Below are 21,330 nucleotides of genomic sequence, written 5' to 3'. Positions count from 1 at the left end.
CTGTATATGGTGCGGACTGCACAAAAAAAGACACGACCACCCCCCCCCCCCCCCCCACCCCCCCCACCACCCCCCCCACCCCCCCCCCCCCCCCGCCCCCCCCCCCCCGGTGCGGGGTCATGGCATGTCGCCCTGCCAGTCGAAGCGGGACGGATCGCCGGGCCGCGGCCCGTACGAGGCCCGGCCGCCGGGTCCGTACCGTCCGATCTCCGTCATCAGCAAGGCCCCTTCGGCACGGTCCGCCGGGCTCCAGCCGGTGACGTCCAGCAACAGCCCGTCCAGCGGGCCGCCGACCAGCTCTGCGTACGCGTGCCCCGGGCGCGGCCCCGGATCGGGGTCGTCATGATCGGCGCCGTACACCCGGCCGCGCATGATCTGCTCATCCATACCGACAGCATCGCTCCGACCACTGACATCGGCGGATGCCGCACGGCCGTCAGAGGGTGCCGGCGAGCGCGATGGCGCCGGGGGTCCCGGTGAGCCCCTCCAGACGTACGGGGCCGGTGCCGTTCCAGGTCCGGTCGGTGTGCCGGACGGTGTGCAGGACACGCCGGTCGGCCGTGGTGACGGCCACCTGCAGCTGACCGTCGACACCGGCCGCGGCCACCGAGGTGGCGGTGATGTCGCCGAGCACCCCGTCGAGGTCGGCGAAGTCGTCCCAGCGGCCGTCGGCCTTGCGGATGGAGTGGTACTGGCGGGTGCCGTTGTCGGTGGCGACGACCACGTGCGTGTCGCCGCCGATGCCGGCCATGGCCACCGAGGTCACGGTGCCGGTGTCACCAGCGGCCTGGGAGACGTTCCCCCACGGGGTCCAGTGGCCGGTCGTCTTGCGGAGGGTGTGGAAGGCCTTGCCGCCGCTGACGGCGATGACCTGGAGCTGACCCCCGGCACTGGCGGTGGCGACGGAGGTGACGGCGCCGATCGGGCTGGTGGCCTCGGTGACGTCGCCGAACTGGGTCCAGTGGCCGGTGGCACTGCGGACGGTGTGGTGGACCTTGCCGCCGGCGACGGCGACGACGTGCAGGTCCGCACCGATGGAGACGGCGGAGACGCGGGTGATGCCGGTCAGCGTTCCGGCCACCGCGCCGACGTGCCCGAAGGCGCCCCAGCTGCCGTCGGCCTTGCGGATGGTGTGGTGCAGGCGCCCGTCGGCCGCCAGCGCCACGACGTGCGTGTCCCCGTTGATGCCCGCGACCGCGGCCGCGCGCACTCCGCCGATGTTCCCGGCCGTGGTGGTCTGCACGTCGCCGAAGCCGGTCCAGGTGCCGTCGGCCAGCCGGATGCCCTGGTAGAGGCCGGTGCCGCTCTGAACGAGGGCCTCGGTCTTCCAGCCGGGCGACTGCGCACGGGTCTGCCGGATCCAGCCGTCGAGGCCGTCGGTCCGCGTGGCGACGGCGCCCGTACGGGTCTCCGCCGGGTCGGTGCCGAGGCAGCCGGCCTGCCAGGAGCGGCTGCTGAGCCCGACGAGCTCGCCGTCGGCGTTGAGCACGGGGCCGCCCGCGTCGCCCTTGCAGATGCCGGCGCCGGAGGTACCGGTCATCGGGAGGGTGGTGACGGTCGCGGAACCGGTGTCGAAGGTGCCGGTGTGGGCGCTGCCGGGGAGCCACTCGCCCGCCGTCCGGCCGAAGCCCGAGGCGGTCACGGCCGTGCCGGTGCCGGGGGCGGTCCGGGCCATCTTGACCGGCGTCACGCCGGTGACCGGCTGCGCCAGCTTCGCCAGGACCACGTCGCGGTCGTCGCGCGGCGCGAGCTCGGTCAGTTCGATGACGTTCACGCCGAAGGCTGCGGTGGACTTGGTCCGGGGCTTGCCGGCCGGGACCTGCTCGCCGGCCTTCTCGGCGAAGCAGCCCGTCGCGGTCAGCAGCCACTCGGTGGCGACGAGCACTCCGGAACAGGCGCGTGCCGTGTCGCCCGTGCCGACGGTGATGCGGGCGGTGTGGGCGAGCTTGCCGCCGGGAGCGGGCGTGCCGACGACGGCCGTGGCCGAGCCGGCGGCCAGGAGACCGGCCGTGACCGTGGCCACGGCGGTGGTGGAGATCCGCGCGGAGCGGGGGCGGAACGAGGACATGGGACTTTCCTTCGACGGGGCGGGCAGCAGGGTGGGCGGGCGCGGAGCGGGGTGCGCGGTCCGGGGCGTTCGGCCCGGGCGGGTAGCCGCTGCCGGCGTGGGCAGCGGGTACCCGGGCAGGCGGGTCAGGCCTTCTTCCACAGGTTGTTGGACTTGCCGTTGCACCACCACAGACCGGTGGGCGAGTCGCGTTCGGTCTTCTCGCCGCTGACGTTCAGGCAGAGCCCGTGGGCAGCGTCGGTGATCGTGCCGTCGGCGTTGACGTTCCACTTCTGCGCGGCCTCGCCGTTGCAGGGCCAGGAGATCAGCCTGGCTCCGGCCTTGGCGACGCCGCCGGAGGGCGTCACGCACATGTCGCCGAAGACCCGCAGTTCCTTGGCGTCGGTGTAGGTGAACTGCTGGTTCTGGCCGCCCCAGTAGTCCCAGATCTGGACCGGCGCGTCCCACTGGGTGCCGGCCACGTCGAGGGCGCGGTTCGAGCCGGCGCCGATCAGCGCGAAGGTCGAGCCGACCGTCTGGTCGATCCACGGCTTGATGTCGTCGATACGGGCGCCGACAGCGCCGGTACGGGTCTCCGTGGGGGCGGTACCGAGGCAGCCGCCCTGCCAGGAACGGCCGGCCACGGCCACGAGTTCGGCCGCGGCGCCGGAGCCCCGCAGCAGCGGGGCGCCCGTGTCGCCCTTGCAGATCGCGTCGGCCGGGCTGCCCTTGCCCACGACGGAGACGGTGGTCTCCGCGGTCTCGGTGACGCCGAACCGGCCGGTGTGCAGCTTGCCCGGCACCCACTCGGTCTTGGTACGGCCGAAGCCGACGGCCGTGACGGCCTCGTCCCGGGCGGGGGCGGTCGCCGCCGGCTTGACGGGAGCGATGTCGACCACGGGGCGCTCGACGCGGGCCAGTACCAGGTCCCGGTCGGTGCGGGGCTGGAGGTCGACGACGGACAGGGCCTGCCCGTTGGCGAAGGTGGCGGTCGCCTTGAGGGCGGGCTTGCCGGCCGGCACCTGGGCGCCGGGGGTGGCGGCGAAGCAGCTGGCTGCGGCGGCGATCCACAGGTCGTCGATCAGCGTGGCGGTGCAGGCCCTCGGGGCGTCCTCCCCGCCGATCGCCAGCTTCGCGGTGAAGGCGAACTGGCCTTCGGCGGCCGGGGTGCCGACCATGGCCTGGGCCGTGCCGACGGACATCAGCGAGGCGACGGTGACTGCGGTGAGCGTCGCACTGGTCCATGCACGCGCGCGGGTTTCGGACATGTTCTTCCTCTGTTGCCTTGTGCGGTGGCTGAAGGGTGGTGGGCCGGGCAGTCCGGAGGGGCCGGGGGGGGGGGGGGGGGGGGGGGGGGGGGGGGGGGGGGGTGGGCCCCCCCCCCCCCCCCGGCGCCCCCCCCCCCCCCCCCAAGCCCGTCGCGGACGGCCGCGGAGGGGTCCCGTCACGGAAGACGGCCGCCGGGACGGGGTGCAGGGCGCGGGTCAGGCGCCCGAGGCGACCTTGCCGACGTTGATCCAGCCGTTGCCCCCGGCCGGATCGCCGCCGTTCCATCCGTGGACGGTGGCGCTGCTGTCGCTCCCGCTGCCGCGCAGGACGTAGTCGGCGTGGGTGTCGGCGGTGAAGTCGACGAACTCGACCCGGTTGTGTTCGGTGGTCAGGCCCGTCGCGATCTGCCCGACGACCTTCCAGCCGCCGTTCGGGACGACGTCGCCACCGCGGTTCAGGTACAGGTCGACGCCACCGCTCGGCTTGACGACGTGGTAGTCGGCCTTGCCGTCGCCGTCGTTGTCCGCGAAGCGGACCCGGCTGCGGTCGTCGGTCACGCCGGTCGCGACGCGGCCCACGTGCTGCCACGGTGCGACCTCGTCGCCGCCGCGGTTCAGGTAGACGTCGACGGCCCCGCTGTCGTTGAAGGCGAGGTAGTCGGTCCTGCCGTCGCCGTCCCAGTCCGCGAAGCGGACCTTGCTCTGGTCCGGTGTGACCCCGGAGGCCACCTGGCCGATGCCCTGCCAGCCGTTGGCCCCGGCCGGGTCGCCGCCGCGGTTGAGCCACACGTCGACCGATCCGCTGCGGTTGACGACCAGGTAGTCGAACCGCCCGTCGCCGTCGAAGTCCGCCAGGCGGACCCGGCTGCGGTCCGGGGTGATGCCGGTGGCCACGCGGCCGATGCCCTGCCAGCCGTTCGCCCCGGCCGGGTCGCCGCCGTGGTTGAGCCAGACGTTCACCTCGCCGTTGTCGGCGATCGTGACGTAGTCGGGCCGTCGGTCGCCGTCGAAGTCGGCCCAGCGCACCCGGTTGCCGCCGCCGGCCTCATGGGATGCGGCGGAACGGCGCGGTTCGGTGGTCTTGGCGATCCAGTCGGCCAGGTCGTCGGTACGTGAGGCGACCGCACCGGTGCGCGTTTCGGCGGGGTCGGTGCCGAGGCAACCTCCCTGCCAGGAACGGCTGCTGACGCCGACGAGCCGGCCCGCGGCGTCGAGCACCGGACCGCCGGTGTCGCCCTTGCAGAGCACGTCGGTGCCCTTGCCGGTGAAGGAGAGCGCGGTGGCGTCGGTCGAACCCGCGGTGAACGCGCCGGTGTGCGCCTTGCCCGGTACCCACTGGGTACGGGTGCGGCCGAAGCCCACCGCCGTCAGGGCTGCACCGGCCGTCGGCGCGGAGTCCGCACGCTGGACGGCCGCGATGTCCGTGACCGGGGCGGCCAGCCGGGCGAGGACCAGGTCGCGGTCGGTGCGCGGGGCGAGTTCGGTCACCTCGACGGTGCGGCCGTCTGCGAGGACGGCCGTCGCCTTGAGGGCGGGCTTGCCGGCCGGCACCTGGGCTCCCGGCGCCGTCGCGAAGCAGCTGCCTGCGGTGGCGACCCAGTACGAGTCGATCAGTGTCGCCGTGCACGCCCGGGCGAGTTCCCCCTCGCCGAGGCGCATGCCGACGACTGCCGAGTGCTGTCCCGCCGGGGCCTCGGGGCCCTCGACCGCCTGGGCGGACCCGGCGGAGAGGAGCCCGGCGGCGACCGTGGCAGCAGCGAGCACAAGGGAGTTGGCACGGGCAGTGCGCGTGCTGAGAAGAGACATGAGTGGTCCTTGCGGTGGCGCTTTCGCTGCCTACTTGGAGGTGGTGAGCGCCACGAGCGCGTGGTCGCGCTTTGCGGGGTCGGTGGTCTTGCCGACACCCACCCACTCGTTCTTCGGCACGTCGAACGAAACCTCGGAGTTCGCGACGGTCATGTCGACGTGGACCTTGTAGTCGAACGAGCGGACCGCGTAGACCCGCGGGAGCTCCAGGACCAGGGAACCGGCACCGGTGACGCGGAAGCAGAACGGCTTGTTCGGCTCCGTGTGGCTGTAGACCTCGATGCGGTCCGGGTCGGCGATGGCGTTGCACGCCGCGTACATGATGTGTCCGTCGCCGCTCTTCAGCTTGATTCCACGCGCCTTGAGCGCGGCATCGGCTTCGGCCTGCGGGTACTGGAAATCCTCCACCGCGAGCGGCGGGAGGTCGGCCGAAACGGCCTTGCTGGTGGTGGTGCCGGAGCCGGAGTCAACGGCCACGGCGGCGCCGCCCATTGCGACGACTCCGACCAGAGAAGCAGCAAGGATTACGGCAGGGGAGAGCTTCATGAGCTTCCTCTTTCAACTGTCTTGCGACGGAGAAGCAGGCGAATGCCTACTGGTCGGCCGCCCGGCTGGAACCAGGATCCCCGTCGTTTCCCCCTAGTTGCCCTAGCCAGCCACGCCTGTCGCACTGCTGTGGTCCGGGACGGCGTTGGCATTTCTACCAGCCGAGTTCCGGAATGACCGAATCCACCGGCTTGTGATGTGCCTAACAAAGATCGCCTCGGACTCGGATCCAGATCGGGGAAACATGTCTGAGAGAGCGTCAAGTTACGTAATTAGAAGGGAAGTTGATCTCCAGAGATCCGAATTCACGAAGGCACCGGAAGGCGTTACCGGCGGTTTAGGGTGGCTCACAACACCTCCCGGAGGGTGCGAGCATGACGGTTCATCAATCGCGATGAACGGGGGCCGGAGACCAAACGGCCGTCCGTGTTTGCGCATTTGGGGGAAGACGAAGTGTTGGGAAGCGACAATCGCTTTCGAGCAGGGCCGTCGCGTGGCGGGATAATCGCCCGCGCATCGGTCGCGGGGGCGTTGTCCCTCGCAATGGGAGCAGGCCTGTTGGGTACGGCGGTGGCCTTTGCGGCACCGGCCGCGGCAGGTGCCGAAGCACTCCCGCCTAACAAGCGGGCCCAGTTGCTCGAGCTGTGGCGTACGGGTGGGGACGAGACCAGGGATGCGGCCGAAAAGGTGCTGACGGCGGGTGACGCCGCCGTGAGCGACTTCCTGTCGAAGAAGGCGCCCGACCTGGTCCAGGTGGACAACCAGGTCAAGGCCCTTCAGCTGATGAACGAGAGCGGGCCCTCGGTCCGCAAGGGCCTCAACGAGGCCCTCAGCGGGACGCCGGAGCAGCTCGCCAAGTACCTGGCGACGGGCTGGCAGGAGGCGCTGCTCGAGGACCAGCGGATGGCCGTCCTGCAGACGATGAACCAGGCGGGCGACTCCGTGCGCGCCGCCGGTACGAAGGCGATCGACCAGGGCACGACCGCCGCCCTGATGGACTTCCTCGCCATGGAGCTGCCCGCAGCCCGCGAGGAGGACGAACGCATGGAGATCCTGCAGATCTCCGCGTCCGCGGGGCCGGCGCTCAAGAAGGCCGCCCAGGAGGCGCTGGGCGGCTCGGCAGCTTCCATGCACGTGTTCCTGACGGAGGGCCAGTTCGTCGCGCGAGCCCGTGACCAGGAGACGCTGACGGTCACCCAGCTGGCCGATCTCGCCACCAAGGCCGGCGAGACCGCCAAGGCCGAGACGGAGGCGGCGAAGGCTGCGGCGACGCAGGCCGAGCAGGCCGCAGCCAAGGCGAAGGCGGCTGCGGAGGAGGCGAGAAAGGCAACGGCTGCGGCCAAGGCCTCCTCGGAAGAGGCTGCCCTGAAGGCCCGGGCGGCAGCGAGGGCCGCCAGCGGCGCCGCCGCTGCGGCCCGTACGGCCATCCGCGCCTCCAACACGGCCATTTCGGCGGCCCGCACCGCGGCGAGCGCAGCCGCGTCCGCCGCCTCGGCCGCTGCGGCAGCCGGCAACGCAGCCGCCCGCGCCTACGAGTCCGCGACCGCCGCGTCCAGGGACGCGGGCAACGCGAGCGCCGCCCGGCAGGCGTCCCAGCAGGCACGCGACGCGGCGAAGGGCGCGGAGAACGCGGCCGCCGCCGCCATGCAGGCGATCCAGGCCCTGTCGGGCGCGACCGCTGCGGCCCAGTCCGCCGCGAGCGCCGGCCGCCACGCGGCCGCCGCCGCCACGGCAGCGGCCGAGGCCGGTGCCAAGGAGGGCCTCGCGGCCGCGGACGCCCAGCGTGCGGCCGCTGCCGCCGCCCAGGCCCGCAGCGCCGCCGCGACCGCGACCAACGCCGCGGACGCGGCCGAGAACCTGGCCGGCATCGCCGGCACCGCGGCACGCGGTGCGCACAAGGCTGCGACGGACGCGGCCGCCCACGCCCGAAAGGCGGCGAAGGCCGCGGACGAGGCCGTGGCCCAGGCCGGCAAGGCGGTCGACTACGCGAACGCCTCGGGCCGGCACGCCGTTGCCGCCGTCGAGGCGGCCAAGAACGCCTCGGAGGCCGTGGACAAGGCCAAGGACGTCTTCAAGACCGCTCGCGCGACGGAGAAGGCTCAGCTGGAGGCGCAGAAGGCCGAGTTCGCCCGCGCCGCCGCCGAGGCGAAGAAGCAGGAGCAGGAGCAGGCGGTCAAGGCCGCCGACAACCAGCTCGAGGCCGCGCGCCGCGACGCGGAGACCACGAAGCTCCTCGCGGACGCCGTCGCCCCCGGCGTCGCCCCGCAGACCGCCGTGACGAAGGGCCGTACGGCCGCCCTGCGGCTCATGACCACCGGCGGCCCCTGGACGCGGACCGCAGCCGAGTCCGCGCTGACGGGCACCGACGTCGAGGTCCAGGCCTGGCTCAAGTCGCTGCGCAAGCGCTCCGAGGAGCAGGACGACTGGGCCCGGGTCAGCAACCTCGCCGACACCGGTTCCGCCGCCCCGCTGCGCACCGCCGCGGCCGCTGCCCTCAAGGGCTCGTACGCGGACGTCACGACCTTCCTGAAGACCGGTCAGCACGACGCCCAGATGGAGGAATACCGGGTCAAGGTCCTGCAGATCTCCGCCGCCGGCGGCACGCAGGTCAAGAAGGCGGCCACGGCCGCCATCGACGCCCGGACGACCGAGGCGCTGCGCGCCTTCCTCGAGACCGGCTGGTACGCGGCGCGCGAGGAGGACGACCGCGAGATCGCCCTGCAGCTCAAGGGCAGCGGCGGCGACCAGGTCAAGGCTGCGGCCTTCGTCGCGCTGGAAGGCCCGGCGGCGATGCTGCACCAGTTCGTGACCGTCGGCCGCTACCAGGCGGCCAAGCTCGACCAGGACGCCACGGCCCATGCCGCGAGCATCGAGGCCCTGATCGCCGGCGCGGCCAGAACGGCCGCGATCGCCCACGAGAACGCCCAGCAGGCGGTGGCGGCCGCGGCCAACGCCAGGGACGCTGCCAACGAAGCGACCAAGGCCGCCGAGGCGGCGCTGAAGTCGAAGGCAGAGGCCGCGACGTACGCCAAGGACGCGCAGACGTCCGCGGAGGCGGCCTCCGCTTCCGCCAAGCAGGCGGCCGAGTCGGCCAAGCTCGCGCGCAGTGCGGCGCAGCAGGCGCAGAGCGCGGCCCGACAGGCCGACGCTTCTGCGGCCTCGGCCCGCTACTCGGCCTCCAAGGCGGCCGCCTACGCCGCCGATGCCCGGCAGTCGGCCGCGTCCGCGCGTGCCTCTGCGTACGCCGCCAAGCAGGACGCCACCGTGGCCGCCAACGCGGCCATCGAGGCCACGGCGATCGCCATCACCAAGTTCCTGGAGCAGTACCGCAGCCCCAAGGGGGACATCTCCGTCAGCGGCGGCGGAAACCCGGCGCCGGAGTCGGACCAGGACGGCGAGCACTTCAAGTACGACTCGGCGTCCGTCCTCGAGTACCTCGTCATGCACCAGTTCAACACGGGCGTGCTGGCCGGAGGCCACCTCGCCACCTGCGCATCGGGCCCGATGGCCTGTGAGCTGTACGGTTACTGGACCACGGCTCCGGACCGCCCGTACAACCTCTCGGCAGGCCAGATGGACCGGCTCACCAATGAGAAGAACTGGGCGAAGAGCCGCGCGGACCTGATGGACGGCTACCTGCTGCAGGCCGCGAAGAGCTGCACCACCGCCACGTGCCGCGTCAACGTCGACAGCATGTGGAAGACGGGCTCGTTCGACGAGAACGACCGGGACCTCAACTTCGCGCTGCGCGGCTTCCAGTACCGCCAGAGCGGCACCGTCACCCTGACGCGGCAGGCCGACGGCCGGTACCGCGCCACGGGCGATACGCGGGTCGACGTCTTCAAGGACTACAACTTCGACTACGGCGAGAAGAAGTGGGGCATCGACTTCGGGCTGTGGGCCGAGCTGCACCGGTACGGCATGGCCCGGGACTACGAGGTCCACGGCAGCAGCACCATCAGGATCGACCAGCCTGTGGGCTGAGGGACCGTCTCCACACGGTCGAAGTTTTCTCGGAGGGATGCGATGAACGAGCGGGGCAGGATGAGATTCACCGGAGGCAAGCGGTCCGGGTCGGTACGGAGCCTGGTCGCACTGGCCGCCCTCGCCGCCCCGCTCGTCACGGGCTGCGGGAGCGAGAGCCGGGAGGAAGTGCTCAAGGCCTTCGACCTGGAGCTGCCGGCCTGTCCCACCGACGTCACGTCCTTCAGGGGAACGACGTCCTGGCCGGACACGAAGCTCGTGATGAGCCTCACCGTGCCCAAGGACTGCGCCGGGCAGTACCTGAAGGACCACGGAGTGGACCTCGAGAATCCGCTCCACTGGCCCGCCTCGGGCCCGAGGACGCAGGGCAGCGTGACGATCCCGGCGACCGAGCCGCCCTTCCAGGACAAGTCGATGAAGCAGTTCGGCCTCGAGCTCGACCCGGGCAAGAGGTATGAGATGTTCCGCGGATTCACCACGTCCAAGAAGGCGGAGTTCCTCGTGTTGCTCGTGCCCGAGGGCTCCAAGACCACGGTCTACATGGAGTCCGGAGCCACGGGCAGCGTGAAGAGCAGCGGCTGAGCCCCACCACAGGAATGCCCCGGACCACCGATGTGGTCCGGGGCATTCCGCATTCTGCCTGGCAGGGGCGCTGTCAGCGGCCGAACTGCGGTCGCGTAGAAATGACTTCGGACGTAGGCGGCTGCCGCCTCGGCACGCGAGACAGCGACTCGACAGACACGGAGTCGATCATTCGCCGTGCCGGCGTCCTCCTCCCTGCCGGAGATGCGGCCGCGTCATCACCGGCCCCTGTGGCCTGTCACGAAAGGTTGTCCGTGTCCGTCAGTCCCGTCAGTCCTGACAGTTCCGTCAGTCCCGTGCGCCCACCGAACGGTGTGCGCCGATCCGTACTCCTCGGGTGGCTCTGCGCCCTGGCTCTCGCCGTCGTCGCCGCAGCCGCCCTGATACCGTCCGCGCCGGCCGTCGCGTCCACGGCCCGCGCCGCTTCGACGACGACCCCGGCGTCGGTCCCCGCGTCGGTGTCCACGCCCTTCGCGGCCCGCGGCGAGGGCTACTGGTGCTTCCGCATCCCGGCGCTCGTCACGACCCGTTCCGGTGCCCTGCTCGCCTTCGCCGAGGGCCGGGTCGCCACGTGCAGCGACATCGGGCACAACGACATCGTCATGAAGAAGTCGACCGACGGCGGCAAGACCTGGGGCCCGCTGAAGGTCGTGGTGGGCGCCGACGCGAACGACGACGACGCCCACGGCAACCCCGCGCCCGTCGTGGACGCGGTGACCGGCCGCGTCTCCCTGCTGTACGCGACCAGCGACCCGCAGCTCGACGCGAAGGGCGTGCTCCAGCGCGGTGAGCGCAGCCTGCGCGTCGTGCACTCGACGGACGAGGGCGGCAACTGGACCGAGGGCGCTCCGCTGCCGCACCTGAAGGCGCCCGGCTGGATCTGGGTGTCCACCGGCCCCGGCCACGGCATCCAGCTCACCCACGGAAAGCACCACGGCCGCCTCGTCGTGCCCGGCGACCACACGAGCGCCGACAACACCAGGGCGGGCGCACAGCTGTACTACAGCGACGACGGCGGCCTGACCTGGGCGCTCGGCGCCACGTCGGACGGGGACAAGACCGCGGCGTACCCCGGCGAGCTCACCGTCGCCGAGACCGCGGGCGGCTCGCTGTACGTGAACGCGCGCAACTCGGCCCGCTGCGGCACCAACGAACACCGGCTCGACGCTGTCAGCACCGACGGCGGTGCGACGTTCGCCGCGCCCTTCAAGCCCGTGGCCAACCTGGACACGGCCCCGGTGTTCGGCTCCCTGCTGGGCCTGCGGCACACCGACCCGGACGGCAAGCCCCAGCGGCTGCTGTTCTCCGGCTCCGCGCGCCTGGGCCCCAACACCCTCGAGGACCGCCGCGAGCTGGCGGTCCGTTCCTCGTACGACGAGGGCAGGACCTGGCAGACCGAAGGCACCCTGATCGTGCCCGGCCGGGCCGGCTACTCCGACCTGACCCTGCTGCCCACGGGCACGATCGGCATGCTGTACGAGACGGCCGGGAACATCCCCCACGGAACGGTCGCCTTCACCGCCTTCACCGAGCAGGCCATGGACGCGGCCAAGACCGAGCTGCGCCGGCCCCGCACCACCGACACCGGCCCCAACAAGTACGGGAACCACGCCGTCGTCCACGGCGGCGCCCAGCTCGGGGACCGCGGCAGCAGCAAGGCGATGGACTTCGACGGCCAGGACGACTACCTGCGCCTGGTGGGCTGCACCGACTCGCTGCGCCTGGGCAAGGGCGACTTCACCGTCACCGCCTGGTTCAAGCACTCCGCCACCGGCGGCGGCCTGCCCATCGTCTGGGGCTACGGCATGGGCGAGCAGGTCCAGCAGTTCTGGCTCAAGGCCGAGCCCGGCAAGAACCGGCTCCGCGCGGGGCTCAACACGGGCGCCGACTACGCCGAGGTGACGACCACGTCCTCGTACAACGACGGCCAGTGGCACCACGCGGTCTTCAAGCGCCAGGGCGGTCAGCTCGTCCTGGTCGTGGACGGCGGGCAGGAGTTCACGGCGCCCGCGGAGCCGGGTGACATCACCCCGCCCGGCGAGTTCAGCATCCACATCGGCGCCCGCCCGGACTTCCCGAACCAGCCCGCCGGGGTCACGGAGCTGTTCCAGGGCAGCCTGGACGACGTCCGCATCTTCGGCAGCGCCCTGAGCGCGGACGAAGCCGCCAGGGTCAAGGACGGCGCCCTCGACGTCGCCAACGCGCAGGAGCGCGTCCGCCTCGGCTTCTCCACCATCTGGTAGCCGTCCCGTACCCCGCGGCCGGCCGGGTCCTTCGTACGCGTGGCGTAGGAAGGACCCGGCCGTGAACCAGGTGCACGTGGGGGCCCGGTGCTCCGCGCGGGATGGGGTGGGGCATGATCCACTGATGGAACGAGTCATCGATCTTTTGCGGCGGACCGCCGGCCCAGGCCGCCGGGCGCTCGCGCTCGCCCTCGCGGCACCCGTGGCGGTGGTGGGCCTCGCGGGCTGTACGGGAGACAACGAGCCGAAGAGCGGGGCGGAGCACGTGCGTTCAGCGGCTCCGGCCCGCGCCGTCCCCGACGCCGCGCCGACAGCCGGGGAACGGTCCGTGGCCGCGGCGCCCAGGCCCTCACTCGCCCTCGTGAAGGCCGAGGTCGCGAACGCCCGGGGCAATCGTGAGATCGAACTCGAAGGCGGGGTCCGCAAGGGCCCGCTGGGGATCGACGCGGTCTGCACGGGAGAGGGCGCCCTGCGCGTCACCTACGCGCCGGCGGGACTGTCGTTCGCCGTCGACTGCAGCGCCACGGGCGAAGGGCAGATCTACAACCAGATCCGCCTGGGCAAGGGCGCGCAGCCGGCCTCGCTGCGGATCGAAGCGCCCACCGGCGTCCGCTGGGCGCTGACCGCAGCACAGGACTCCCCCTCCGCGAAGGCAGCGGATCCCTCCGGGAGTTGACCCGCGTCCGCAGGCGGCACCGGGCGCGGGCGGCCCTTTGGCTTCGCGGCGTCCGAGCCGCCCCGGGACGACGACGGGATCGGATCCCGGGGAATTCGCCGCGCTCGCCGAACGGGACCGTGACCCCCGGCCGGGCCGGTCGTTGTACCGTGCGGTCAAGCGAAGCACAGAGAGGCCCCGGCGGCAGATGCCACCGGGGTCTCGTGCCGTCCGCGGTCCCCCCGCACGCCGCTGCCGGTCACCGCACCGCGCGTGCTCAACCGCTCGTCCCCACCTCGTTGTCCGGGGCGCCGTCGCCCGTGGCCGGCAGATCACCGCGCTCGACCGGCGGTCCGTCGTCCCCCGTCCCGGAGGGCAGTACGGCGTCCAGTTCGGCGTCGCTCGCGAGGTGCGCTGCCTCCGACGCCTTGCGCAGGGTGGCGCGATCCACGGTCCCGGTGTCGGCGTTGAGCCGCACCAGGCGCCCGTCCACCTCGGTGGCGTACTCGTGCTGCGTCCCGCCCTCGCGGTACCAGCCCTTCCCGTCCTGCACGCACACGACGGCTCCGCCACTCCCGCCGTTGCCGACTCCGAGCGGAGTCGCGGGACAGCTCGCCGCGTCCATCGAGCCCTGCTCGACGCCGAGCCGTATCTGCGCACCCGCGCCCTGCTTGACGTACGTCGCCGAGAAGCCGTCGGCGCCGAGGACGCCCACGGACTGCTCGGCCAGCTCGTAGCCCGGCACCTCGGTGACGTAGACGTTCTCGATCGCCACCTGGGCCGCACGCGCACGCGCTTCCAGTTCGGACCGGTCGGCTTGCGGGCGGGCGGATTCCGGACGTACGGCTCCGCTTCCGGCGGTCTCGGTCCCGCAGGCGACCAGGGTGAGGGACACCAGGGCGACCACGGGCAGGAGGGGGCGCGGCAGACGCGCGACACGCTTCATGGGGTCATGGTGCCGCACGTGCGGTGGCGTGCGGCCCACAGGGCTCCCGGGGCTGCGGGGCTCAGCGGTGGCGGGACAGGGCCGGAGGGGCGCCGGCCGTCTGGGCCCCCTCCGATTCGAGCGTCAGCCGGTCGGACCCCGTCTTCGTCACCACGTACAGGTTGCCCCGGGGGCAGTCGAAGGTCCCCGAGCTGTCGGTCGGGTGGGTGGTCACCGCCTTGAAGACGGCGACGTCGCGGCTGAACTGCTGCAGTTCCAGGGCCTCCGTGCACCCCAGGTTCTGCCCGGTGGTGGTCTCCTTCACGTCGCTGACCTGGCGGCCCACGAGGTCGCCGACGGCACCCGCGCGCAGCGTGACCGTGACCGTGAAGGGGCCCGTCCTCGCCCGGGTGATGCCATCGGCGTCCGGGGTCCCGGGTCCGACGCCGGACCACGTACCGACCCACGACGCCGGGAGCTGCAGCGCGGCGGAGGACTGCGCGGAAGCCGACGGCGTCGCTGCCGGTGCCGGGGTCCGCGAGGCGGCAGGAGGCGCGGCCTTGTCGTCGCCGCCGTCGCCGTCCCAGGCTTGCCGGACCACGAGCGCGACCACCGCAGCGAGGACGACGGCACCGGCCGCCGCAGCGGCCACCCGGGGCCGGCGGGGCGCCCACCCGGCCGGAGCGGCGGCGGGCGGCGGAGTGCCGGGAGCCGTGGGCGGGGGTACCGGCGCGGCGGGTCCGGCCACGGCCGGCGGGTACGACGGAGGCACCGGCGCGCCCCGGCCCGCTGCCGCGGGGACCGGGGCGGGCTGCTGCTGCTGCTCCGGTACGGCGAGGAGGCGCCGGAGTTCGGCCTCCCGGCGGCCGGCGTCCGCCACCAGCTCCGGCGGCACGGCCCCGCCCCAGCCGCCCCCCTCCCCCTCCCGGGCGGCTACGGGGACGGCTCCGAGCCGTGCCTGCACCTCCTCGGCGGTCGGGCGCCGGTCCGGGTCCTTGACCAGGCACTCCCGCACGAGCGGAAGGAGCGGCTCCGGCACACCGTCGAGCAGGGGCTCGTCGTGCACGATCCGGTACAGGAGGGCGGGCAGTTCCAGGTCCTCGCCGTGCGCCAGGAAGGGGCTGCGGCCGGTGGCCGCGTACACGAGGGCCGCGGCGAGGGAGAACACGTCCGCGGGCGCCTCGGCCACGGCGCCGGTCGCCTGCTCCGGGGCGAGGTAGCCGGGCGTGCCGATGACCGTGCCCGTCCGGGTGCGGCGCGGGTCGCGCACGGCGCGGGCGATGCCGAAGTCGATGAGGTAGGGGCGCTCCGGGCCGAGGAGTACGTTCGCCGGCTTGATGTCGCGGTGGACGACACCTGCCGCGCGTACGGTGACGAGCGCGGCGGACAGCTCCCGGGCCAGGGAGCGTACGGCCGGTTCCGCGAGCGGCCCGTGCCGGCGCACCCAGTCGCCGAGCGACGGCGCGGCGATGTACTCCGTCGCCAGCCACTGCGGCGACGCCCCCGGCGGGCTGAAGTCCACCACCGAGACCGTCCAGGCGCAGCGCACGCGGTCGTTGGTGCGTATCTCCCGGGCGAAGCGTTCGGCGAAGCCCGGGTCCAGGCTCAGCTCCCGGTGCACGGTCTTGAGGGCCAGCGGCCGGCCGGACGCGGTCCGCGCCAGGAACACTTCGCCCATTCCGCCCTCGCCGAGCCTCGCCAGCAGGCGGTACCCCCCGATCTCCGACGGGTCACCGGGCCGCAGAGACTCCACCAACTCGCCCCGTCCTCATGATCGTTACGGATCCGCGCCGTGCGGACCGTCCGGTGGATCACCTTAGATCACGGTGCCGGAGCGTCGCCGCCGTACCGCCGCGTCAGGAGCAGGACCGGCGGGGCTGCAGATGGGGCAGCAGGTCCCTCCACGCCTCGTCGCTGACGTCGAGCGGGTACCGAGCGCACAGCTCGCGGTGGATGCTGTCGGTGTCGCGGTCCAGCAGGAAGGTGAAGCGGGCGCCCTCGGCTTCGTGCTCCACGAGCATGAACGGGCGCCCGCCGGGCGGGATGTGCACCTTCGTGACGTTGCGCAGCGTGACGCTGCTGGGGCTCCGCCACTGCCCGTCGCTGCCGATGTCCCAGATCCGGTGCGCTCCCTCCTGGGCCGTGACCACCTGCCGGCCGTCCGGTGCCACGGAGAGGGATTCGAGCGCCCCGTCCAGCCTGAGTCTGCGCCTCATCACCGGGTGCTTGATGTCGCTGACGTCCCAGAATTCGATGCCGCCGTCCTTGATGGCGGTGGCGATCCGGTTCTTCCCCACGGGGTAGTAGCCGCCGGATGCCGCTGCCAGTGCGCCGCCCCTGCGGGGCTCGTGGACGTTCTTCACGTCCCACAGCCGCAGGACCTCCCCCACCTCCTCGGTGATCAGCAGCTGCTGCGACGGTACGTACGCGGCGCTGCCGTGGCTCGCCGCTCCGGTAAACAGGCCGGCCTTGCGAGGGCGGGAGGGGTCCGAGACGTCGTGGACCCGGATGCCCGGGCCCTTCTCCGCGTCCGGCTCCACCGTGCCGACGGCGCGGTCTCCGAGGAACCAGAGGGTGCCGTCGCCGAGGGCGACGGGGGCGTCGATCAGGGAGCGCTTCACGGGCCGTGCGGCGTCGCCGACGTCCCAGAGTTCGACGTGCCGGCTGTTCGCGCGGCCGATGGCGAGCAGGCGCCCGTCGCCGCTGACGGTGGTGACGACTTCGGAGGCCTTCAGCGCGATGTCGGTGCCGTGCCGCAGCTTCCCCTGCGCGGACATGCTCCACAGCCGGAACGTGTGTCTCTCGGTGCCCGTCCTGTACTGGTGCGCAACGAGCACCGGAGGCCCGGGCCGCGGCAGGAACTCCCTGGCCTCCCAGCCCTCGGGCAGGACCAGGGCCCTTCTGGGGCGGCGCGGGTCGCCGATGTCCCACACCTCGGTCCGGCCACTGGCCGAGGTGAAGTCCTGCATCAGCAGGAACCGGCCGTCCTCGCTGATCGCCTTGGTTCCCGGGTCGGGCCGGGTCGGCTGGCCGGGCACCGCGGCGGCGGGCGGGCGTTCGGGCCACAGGCGTACGGTGCCGCCGACGTCACCGGCTGCGATGACCGTGCCGTCCGGGCTGTAGGCCACCGACTGCACGAGCTCGTCGGAGGGGCGGTTGCCCAACTCGGCGAGCAGCGGGTCGAGCTCGGATTCGCTGCTCCCCATCCGGCGCAGCCTCAGGCCGCCGTAGCCCTGGCTGGTGCTGTCGGCGGCGGCGAGGACGCTGCCGTCGGGGCGGAAGCTCAGTGAGGGGAGGGATCCGTATCCCCAGGTCCGTTCGCCGGTCGTCGCCTTGATGAGCCGCAGGCGCCGCTCGCCGTCGGTCGCCCACCAGTCCATCGTGCCCTTCCCGCCCGTGGTGACGGCGACGTCGAGCCGCGGGTGGGCGGCCACCGCCATCACGCTGCGGGCCGTCGCGGTGTCGCGCAGGACGGGCCGGGCGGGATCGCGTACGTCCCACAGCCGGACCGCGGCGCGGCCGGCCGGCGGGCCGTCCGGGATGCCGTACCCGGCGATCAGGGACCGACCGCTGCGGGTGAAGGAGACGGACATCAGGTCGGCGGGGGTTCCCGAACGCTCGGCGTGCAGCCGGGGACGGGCGGGGTCCGCCACGTCCCACAGGCGCAGCCGGCCGTCGGCGGAGCCGCTCGCGAGGGTCCGCCCGTCGGGGCTGAAGGCGACGGAGTAGGTGACGCCATCCGGCACCGGGCGCTCGGCGAGACGGCGCGGCTGCCGGGCGTCGCTGACGTCCCACAGCGTGAGCCGCGTCCTGGAGTGCGCGGCCAGCAGCGGGGCGCTGGGGTGGAAGGCGATCACGGCGCCGGAACCGGCGCCGAGGTCGAACCGGCCCGCCCGGGCGGGCACGGCGGGCCGGGTGATGTCCCACAGCTGGACCCGGCCGCCCGCCTGGCCGGTGGCGAGCACCCGGCCGTCGGCGCGGAAGCCCACGCTCAGCACGATCTTGCGGGTCCCCTCCAGATCGGCCGGCACCACGGACAGGTAGGCGGCGTACAGGCTGGAGCGGGTCTCCGGGGTGTTCGCGGCCCGGTAGGCGGCGAGGCTCAGTTGCAGGGCGGTCTGGGGATCCCGTTCCCGCATCGCGTCGGCCTGGGTGGCCAGTTGCCGCGCGATCAGGCCCGTCTCCCGGTCCTCCGCCCGTCGCTGGGCGACGGTGGCGAGTACGGCGAGGAGGGTGGACACCAGCGCCAGGGCGCAGACCACGGAGACGCCGGTGACCAGTGTCCGGCGCTTGCGGCGCTGCTCGTGTTCGCCCGCGGCGAGGAAGTCGCGTTCCACCGGGCGCAGGGCAGGCATGCCGGAGGTACCGGGAGTGCTGCTCGCTCGCGGGGCACCGGGGCGGGCGGGGTCGGGTTCCGTGAGTGCGCGGGCCGCGGCCAGGTGCCGGCCGGCGTAAAGTCCGCTGCGCGGCCGGCCCGACTCCTCCCAGGCGTCCGCCGCCTGGCCGACCCGGCGCAGTACGAGCAGGCTGTCGAGGTCCGCGTCGATCCACTCGCGCAGGCGGGGCCAGCCGTGCAGCAGGGAGTCGTGGCACAGCTGGGCCTCGCCCTCGTCGACGACGACCAGCCGGGCGTCCGCCAGCTGCCGTACGAGCTGCGCGTCGCCGCCCAGGTCGGCGAGGCGGACGCGGCGCCGTACCGCGGTGCCGTCCTTGTCGACCAGGTGCACCATGTGGAGCAGCACGGTGCGCAGCCGCTCGCGGGCGTCCGGACCGAGGGTGTCGTGGACGCGCTCGGCGGTGGTGGCGACGGAGGTGTGGATGCCGCCGGCCGCGTGGTAGGCGGCGTGGGTGAGGAGGGAGCCGCGCCGGCGGGCCCAGGTCTCCTGAAGGGCGTGGGCGAGGAAGGGCAGGGCGATCGCATCGCCGGTGCCCGCGCGCTCCTGGCGCAGGTCGCGCAGCATCACCTCGGCGAGCCCGTCCTCCAGGCGCAGTCCGGCCTGGGCGGCGGGTCCCTCGATGGCGGCGCGCAGTTCGTCGTCGGTCATCACCGGGACGGCGAACTGCCCGTCGGCGACGAGCGGGGCGAGCTGCGGGTCGCGCAGGCACTGGCCGAAGTAGTCGGCGCGCAGCCCGAGTACGATCCGCGGCGCCGGTGGCCCGTCGGCCGTACCGGCGAGGGCGCGGGCGAACAGCCGGCGCTCCTCGTGGTCCTGGCAGTGGGTGAAGATCTCTTCCAGTTGGTCGACCACGAGTGTCCCGGGCCGCTCGCGGCCGGCGACGGGTGCCGTGAACCGGCCTTCTCCCAGGTCGCGTTCGACGTCCGCGAAGGTGCGTCCGACGGCGCGGGCCCAGGTGCCGACCAGGGTGCGGAAGGGGCGGGCGCCCGGGGCGGGGACGAGCAGCAGCGGTCCCGCGCCGGCGGTGTCGAGGGCTGCGCACAGGCCGGCGCGCAGCAGGGAGGACTTGCCGGCGCCCGAGGGGCCGACGAGGACGACGGGCCCGGCGGCCGCGCGCGGGTCGCGGACCCGGCGTACCAGGGCGGCGGTGAGCTCCTCACGGCCGTAGTAGAGGTGGTGCTGCTCGGTGAGGAAGGGCCGCATGCCGGGGTACGGGCACGGGGAGTCGTCGGGTTCCGGCCCCTCGGCGGGGTCCGGGAAGGCCGCGGCGGGAGTGTGCCGGGGGTTGGGGGCGAGGACGAGGTCTCCGATGCGGCCGACGCTGCCGGAGTGCGGGCGGGCGGGTGAGTCCTGGAACCGGCGGTCGAGGTGGCGGTAGACGTCGGACAGGGTGTAGCGGCGGGGGCCGCCGGCGTCTCCCTCGCGCAGCAGGCGCAGCAGTTCGCCGCCGAACAGGGTGTGCCGGGCGCCTTCCGGGGCGAAGGATGCCGCGTAGTGGGTGGCCGAGGCGAGCAGGAAGCTGCCGTGCGGGCGGGCCGCGGTGTACGGGTCGGGTCCCTGCGGGGTGCCGGCGGTTTCGGCGAGCCCGGAGAAGCAGCAGTCGAGGACGACGACGGAGCGGGCGGCCGCCTCGGTGAGCCGGGCGCTGATCTCCGCGTACGGCACGGCGTGGAGGGTGCTCTCGGGCGTGGTGGTCGCGGCGGTGGCGAGGTAGAGCCGGTCGCCCGGTCCGAGCAGGCCGTGGCCGGTGAAGGCGAAGAGGACGATGCCGCTCCGGGCCCGGTCGAGGGCCTCTTCCAGCGCCGCGAGAACCTCCGTGGAGCCGCTGGGATCGGTGAGCAGGCGGATGCGGTCGGGTGCCATGCCGCACGCGCTGGTGAGGACGGAGGCGAGGTCGGTGGCCGAGCGGACGGCGCTGGGCAGGTCGCCCAGCAGCGCGCCCGGCAGGTGGTGACCGGTTCCGACCACCACGGCGTGGCAGTCGGGTCCGCTCAGGTCCTCGGCGGCCCGGTCCTCTGCGGCCCTGCTCCCGGCGGTCCGGCTCTGCTCCCCGGGCACGGATCAGCCCCGGTCCGCCGCCCCGGCGGCCGGGCGTGGCCCGGCCGCGGGCAGGTCGGTAGCGGGCAGGTCGGTAGCGGGCAGGTCGGTAGCGGGCAGGTCGGTAGCGGGCAGGTCGGTAGCGGGCAGGTCGCTTGCAGGGTCGGCGGGGCGCCCGGTACCGGAGTTCTCGACGCGGGGGTTCTCGATCGCGGCTGCGATGTGCTGGGCCAGTTCCCCTGTCGTCTCGGTCGTCTGGCCGCGCACCTTGGTGGCCGAAACGGTGGCCTCGGTCCCGTCGGGGAGCGTGATGGTGACCGTCTGGTCGCCGCGCCGGTTCTGCAGCCAGGCGACGTCGGCGGCGAGCGCGGCGGTGAGCCCGCCCGGCGCGAGCAGCAGCGGTACGAGTTCGTCGGCGGCGCCCATGCTGCCGGGCTCCGGAACCGGGGCGGGATCCCTCTGCAGGCAGCCGCGCAGCGCGGGGTCGCGCTGCAGCCGGCGCCTCGGGTCCCGGACGGCGCCCGCGCCGGCCTCGTCGGAACCGGTCAACGACAGAGTGACGCGCACGCGCCGCACCTCCGTACCCGCAGAACCTCGTGAGGGAATGGGAAGATATCAGCGCAGCCTTTCGCGATCACGGCCAACTCCGGCCATTCATCCGGCCGTTCGCGACCGGGCCGAACGCCGCCGGACGGTCGCGGGGGGGGGGGGGGGGGGGGGGGGGGGGGGGGGGGGGAGGGGGGGGGAGGGGGGGGGGGGGGGAAGGGGGGGGGGGGGGGGGGGGGGGGGGGGGGCGAGGGGGGGGGGGGGGGGGGGAGCGGGGGCAGCAGGGTGTAGCCG

At 73.6% G+C, this 21,330-nt stretch carries 13 protein-coding genes; 4 read left to right on the top strand and 9 right to left on the bottom strand.

What is annotated here, in order from left to right:
- Nucleotides 1–117 precede the first annotated feature (117 nt).
- The 5 genes from ACZ7H1_RS20020 to ACZ7H1_RS20000 all read right to left on the bottom strand — a co-directional run bounded on the left by ACZ7H1_RS20020 (nt 118) and on the right by ACZ7H1_RS20000 (nt 5,667).
- Nucleotides 118–387 (bottom strand): hypothetical protein, encoded by a 270-nt coding sequence (locus tag ACZ7H1_RS20020; protein WP_470788306.1) that lies wholly within the window; start codon nt 385–387, stop codon nt 118–120.
- Nucleotides 388–436: 49 nt separating this feature from the next.
- The gene (locus ACZ7H1_RS20015; protein WP_470788304.1) at nt 437–2,068 is read right to left on the bottom strand and encodes a trypsin-like serine protease; all 1,632 of its coding nucleotides are present in this window, start codon (nt 2,066–2,068) and stop codon (nt 437–439) included.
- Between the two features lie 125 nt (nt 2,069–2,193).
- Nucleotides 2,194–3,315 carry a ricin-type beta-trefoil lectin domain protein gene (locus ACZ7H1_RS20010; protein WP_470788302.1) on the bottom strand — a complete coding sequence of 374 codons (1,122 nt, stop codon included), beginning with the start codon at nt 3,313–3,315 and terminating at the stop codon, nt 2,194–2,196.
- 216 nt (nt 3,316–3,531) lie between these two features.
- Nucleotides 3,532–5,121: an FG-GAP-like repeat-containing protein gene (locus tag ACZ7H1_RS20005; RefSeq protein WP_470788300.1), complete on the bottom strand. Its 1,590-nt coding sequence runs from the start codon at nt 5,119–5,121 to the stop codon at nt 3,532–3,534.
- Nucleotides 5,122–5,151: 30 nt separating this feature from the next.
- A complete protein-coding gene (locus tag ACZ7H1_RS20000) occupies nt 5,152–5,667 on the bottom strand; it encodes a hypothetical protein (RefSeq protein WP_470788299.1) in 516 nt (171 codons plus the stop codon).
- A gap of 633 nt (nt 5,668–6,300) precedes the next feature.
- On the opposite strand from ACZ7H1_RS20000, the gene ACZ7H1_RS19995 reads away from it, so the two are divergent.
- The 4 genes from ACZ7H1_RS19995 (at nt 6,301) to ACZ7H1_RS19980 (ending at nt 13,152) form a co-directional block, all read left to right on the top strand.
- On the top strand, nt 6,301–9,651 hold the full coding sequence (locus ACZ7H1_RS19995; protein ID WP_470788297.1) for an ALF repeat-containing protein: 3,351 nt from the start codon (nt 6,301–6,303) through the stop codon (nt 9,649–9,651).
- 60 nt (nt 9,652–9,711) lie between these two features.
- Nucleotides 9,712–10,233 carry a hypothetical protein gene (locus ACZ7H1_RS19990; protein ID WP_470788295.1) on the top strand — a complete coding sequence of 174 codons (522 nt, stop codon included), beginning with the start codon at nt 9,712–9,714 and terminating at the stop codon, nt 10,231–10,233.
- A gap of 296 nt (nt 10,234–10,529) precedes the next feature.
- Complete coding sequence (locus ACZ7H1_RS19985) at nt 10,530–12,476, top strand: exo-alpha-sialidase (protein ID WP_470788293.1); 1,947 nt, start codon at nt 10,530–10,532, stop codon at nt 12,474–12,476.
- 124 nt (nt 12,477–12,600) lie between these two features.
- Nucleotides 12,601–13,152, top strand: a complete 552-nt coding sequence (locus ACZ7H1_RS19980; protein WP_470788292.1) for a hypothetical protein — start codon at nt 12,601–12,603, stop codon at nt 13,150–13,152.
- Nucleotides 13,153–13,408: 256 nt separating this feature from the next.
- Here the strand turns inward: ACZ7H1_RS19980 and ACZ7H1_RS19975 are convergent, their stop codons facing one another.
- The 4 genes from ACZ7H1_RS19975 to ACZ7H1_RS19960 all read right to left on the bottom strand — a co-directional run bounded on the left by ACZ7H1_RS19975 (nt 13,409) and on the right by ACZ7H1_RS19960 (nt 21,057).
- Complete coding sequence (locus tag ACZ7H1_RS19975) at nt 13,409–14,077, bottom strand: hypothetical protein (RefSeq protein ID WP_470788291.1); 669 nt, start codon at nt 14,075–14,077, stop codon at nt 13,409–13,411.
- 61 nt (nt 14,078–14,138) lie between these two features.
- Nucleotides 14,139–15,809, bottom strand: coding sequence for a serine/threonine-protein kinase (locus tag ACZ7H1_RS19970; protein WP_470788455.1), 1,671 nt, complete (start codon nt 15,807–15,809; stop codon nt 14,139–14,141).
- A 103-nt stretch (nt 15,810–15,912) separates the two neighbouring features.
- Nucleotides 15,913–20,511 carry a caspase, EACC1-associated type gene (locus ACZ7H1_RS19965; protein ID WP_470788289.1) on the bottom strand — a complete coding sequence of 1,533 codons (4,599 nt, stop codon included), beginning with the start codon at nt 20,509–20,511 and terminating at the stop codon, nt 15,913–15,915.
- Between the two features lie 3 nt (nt 20,512–20,514).
- Nucleotides 20,515–21,057: an effector-associated constant component EACC1 gene (locus tag ACZ7H1_RS19960; RefSeq protein ID WP_470788288.1), complete on the bottom strand. Its 543-nt coding sequence runs from the start codon at nt 21,055–21,057 to the stop codon at nt 20,515–20,517.
- Between the last annotated feature and the right edge of the window lie 273 nt (nt 21,058–21,330).

The organism is Streptomyces sp. NPDC037401 (assembly GCF_055602345.1).
Note: the sequence above shows the minus strand (reverse complement) of the source record. Positions and strands in the feature narration are given on the sequence as shown.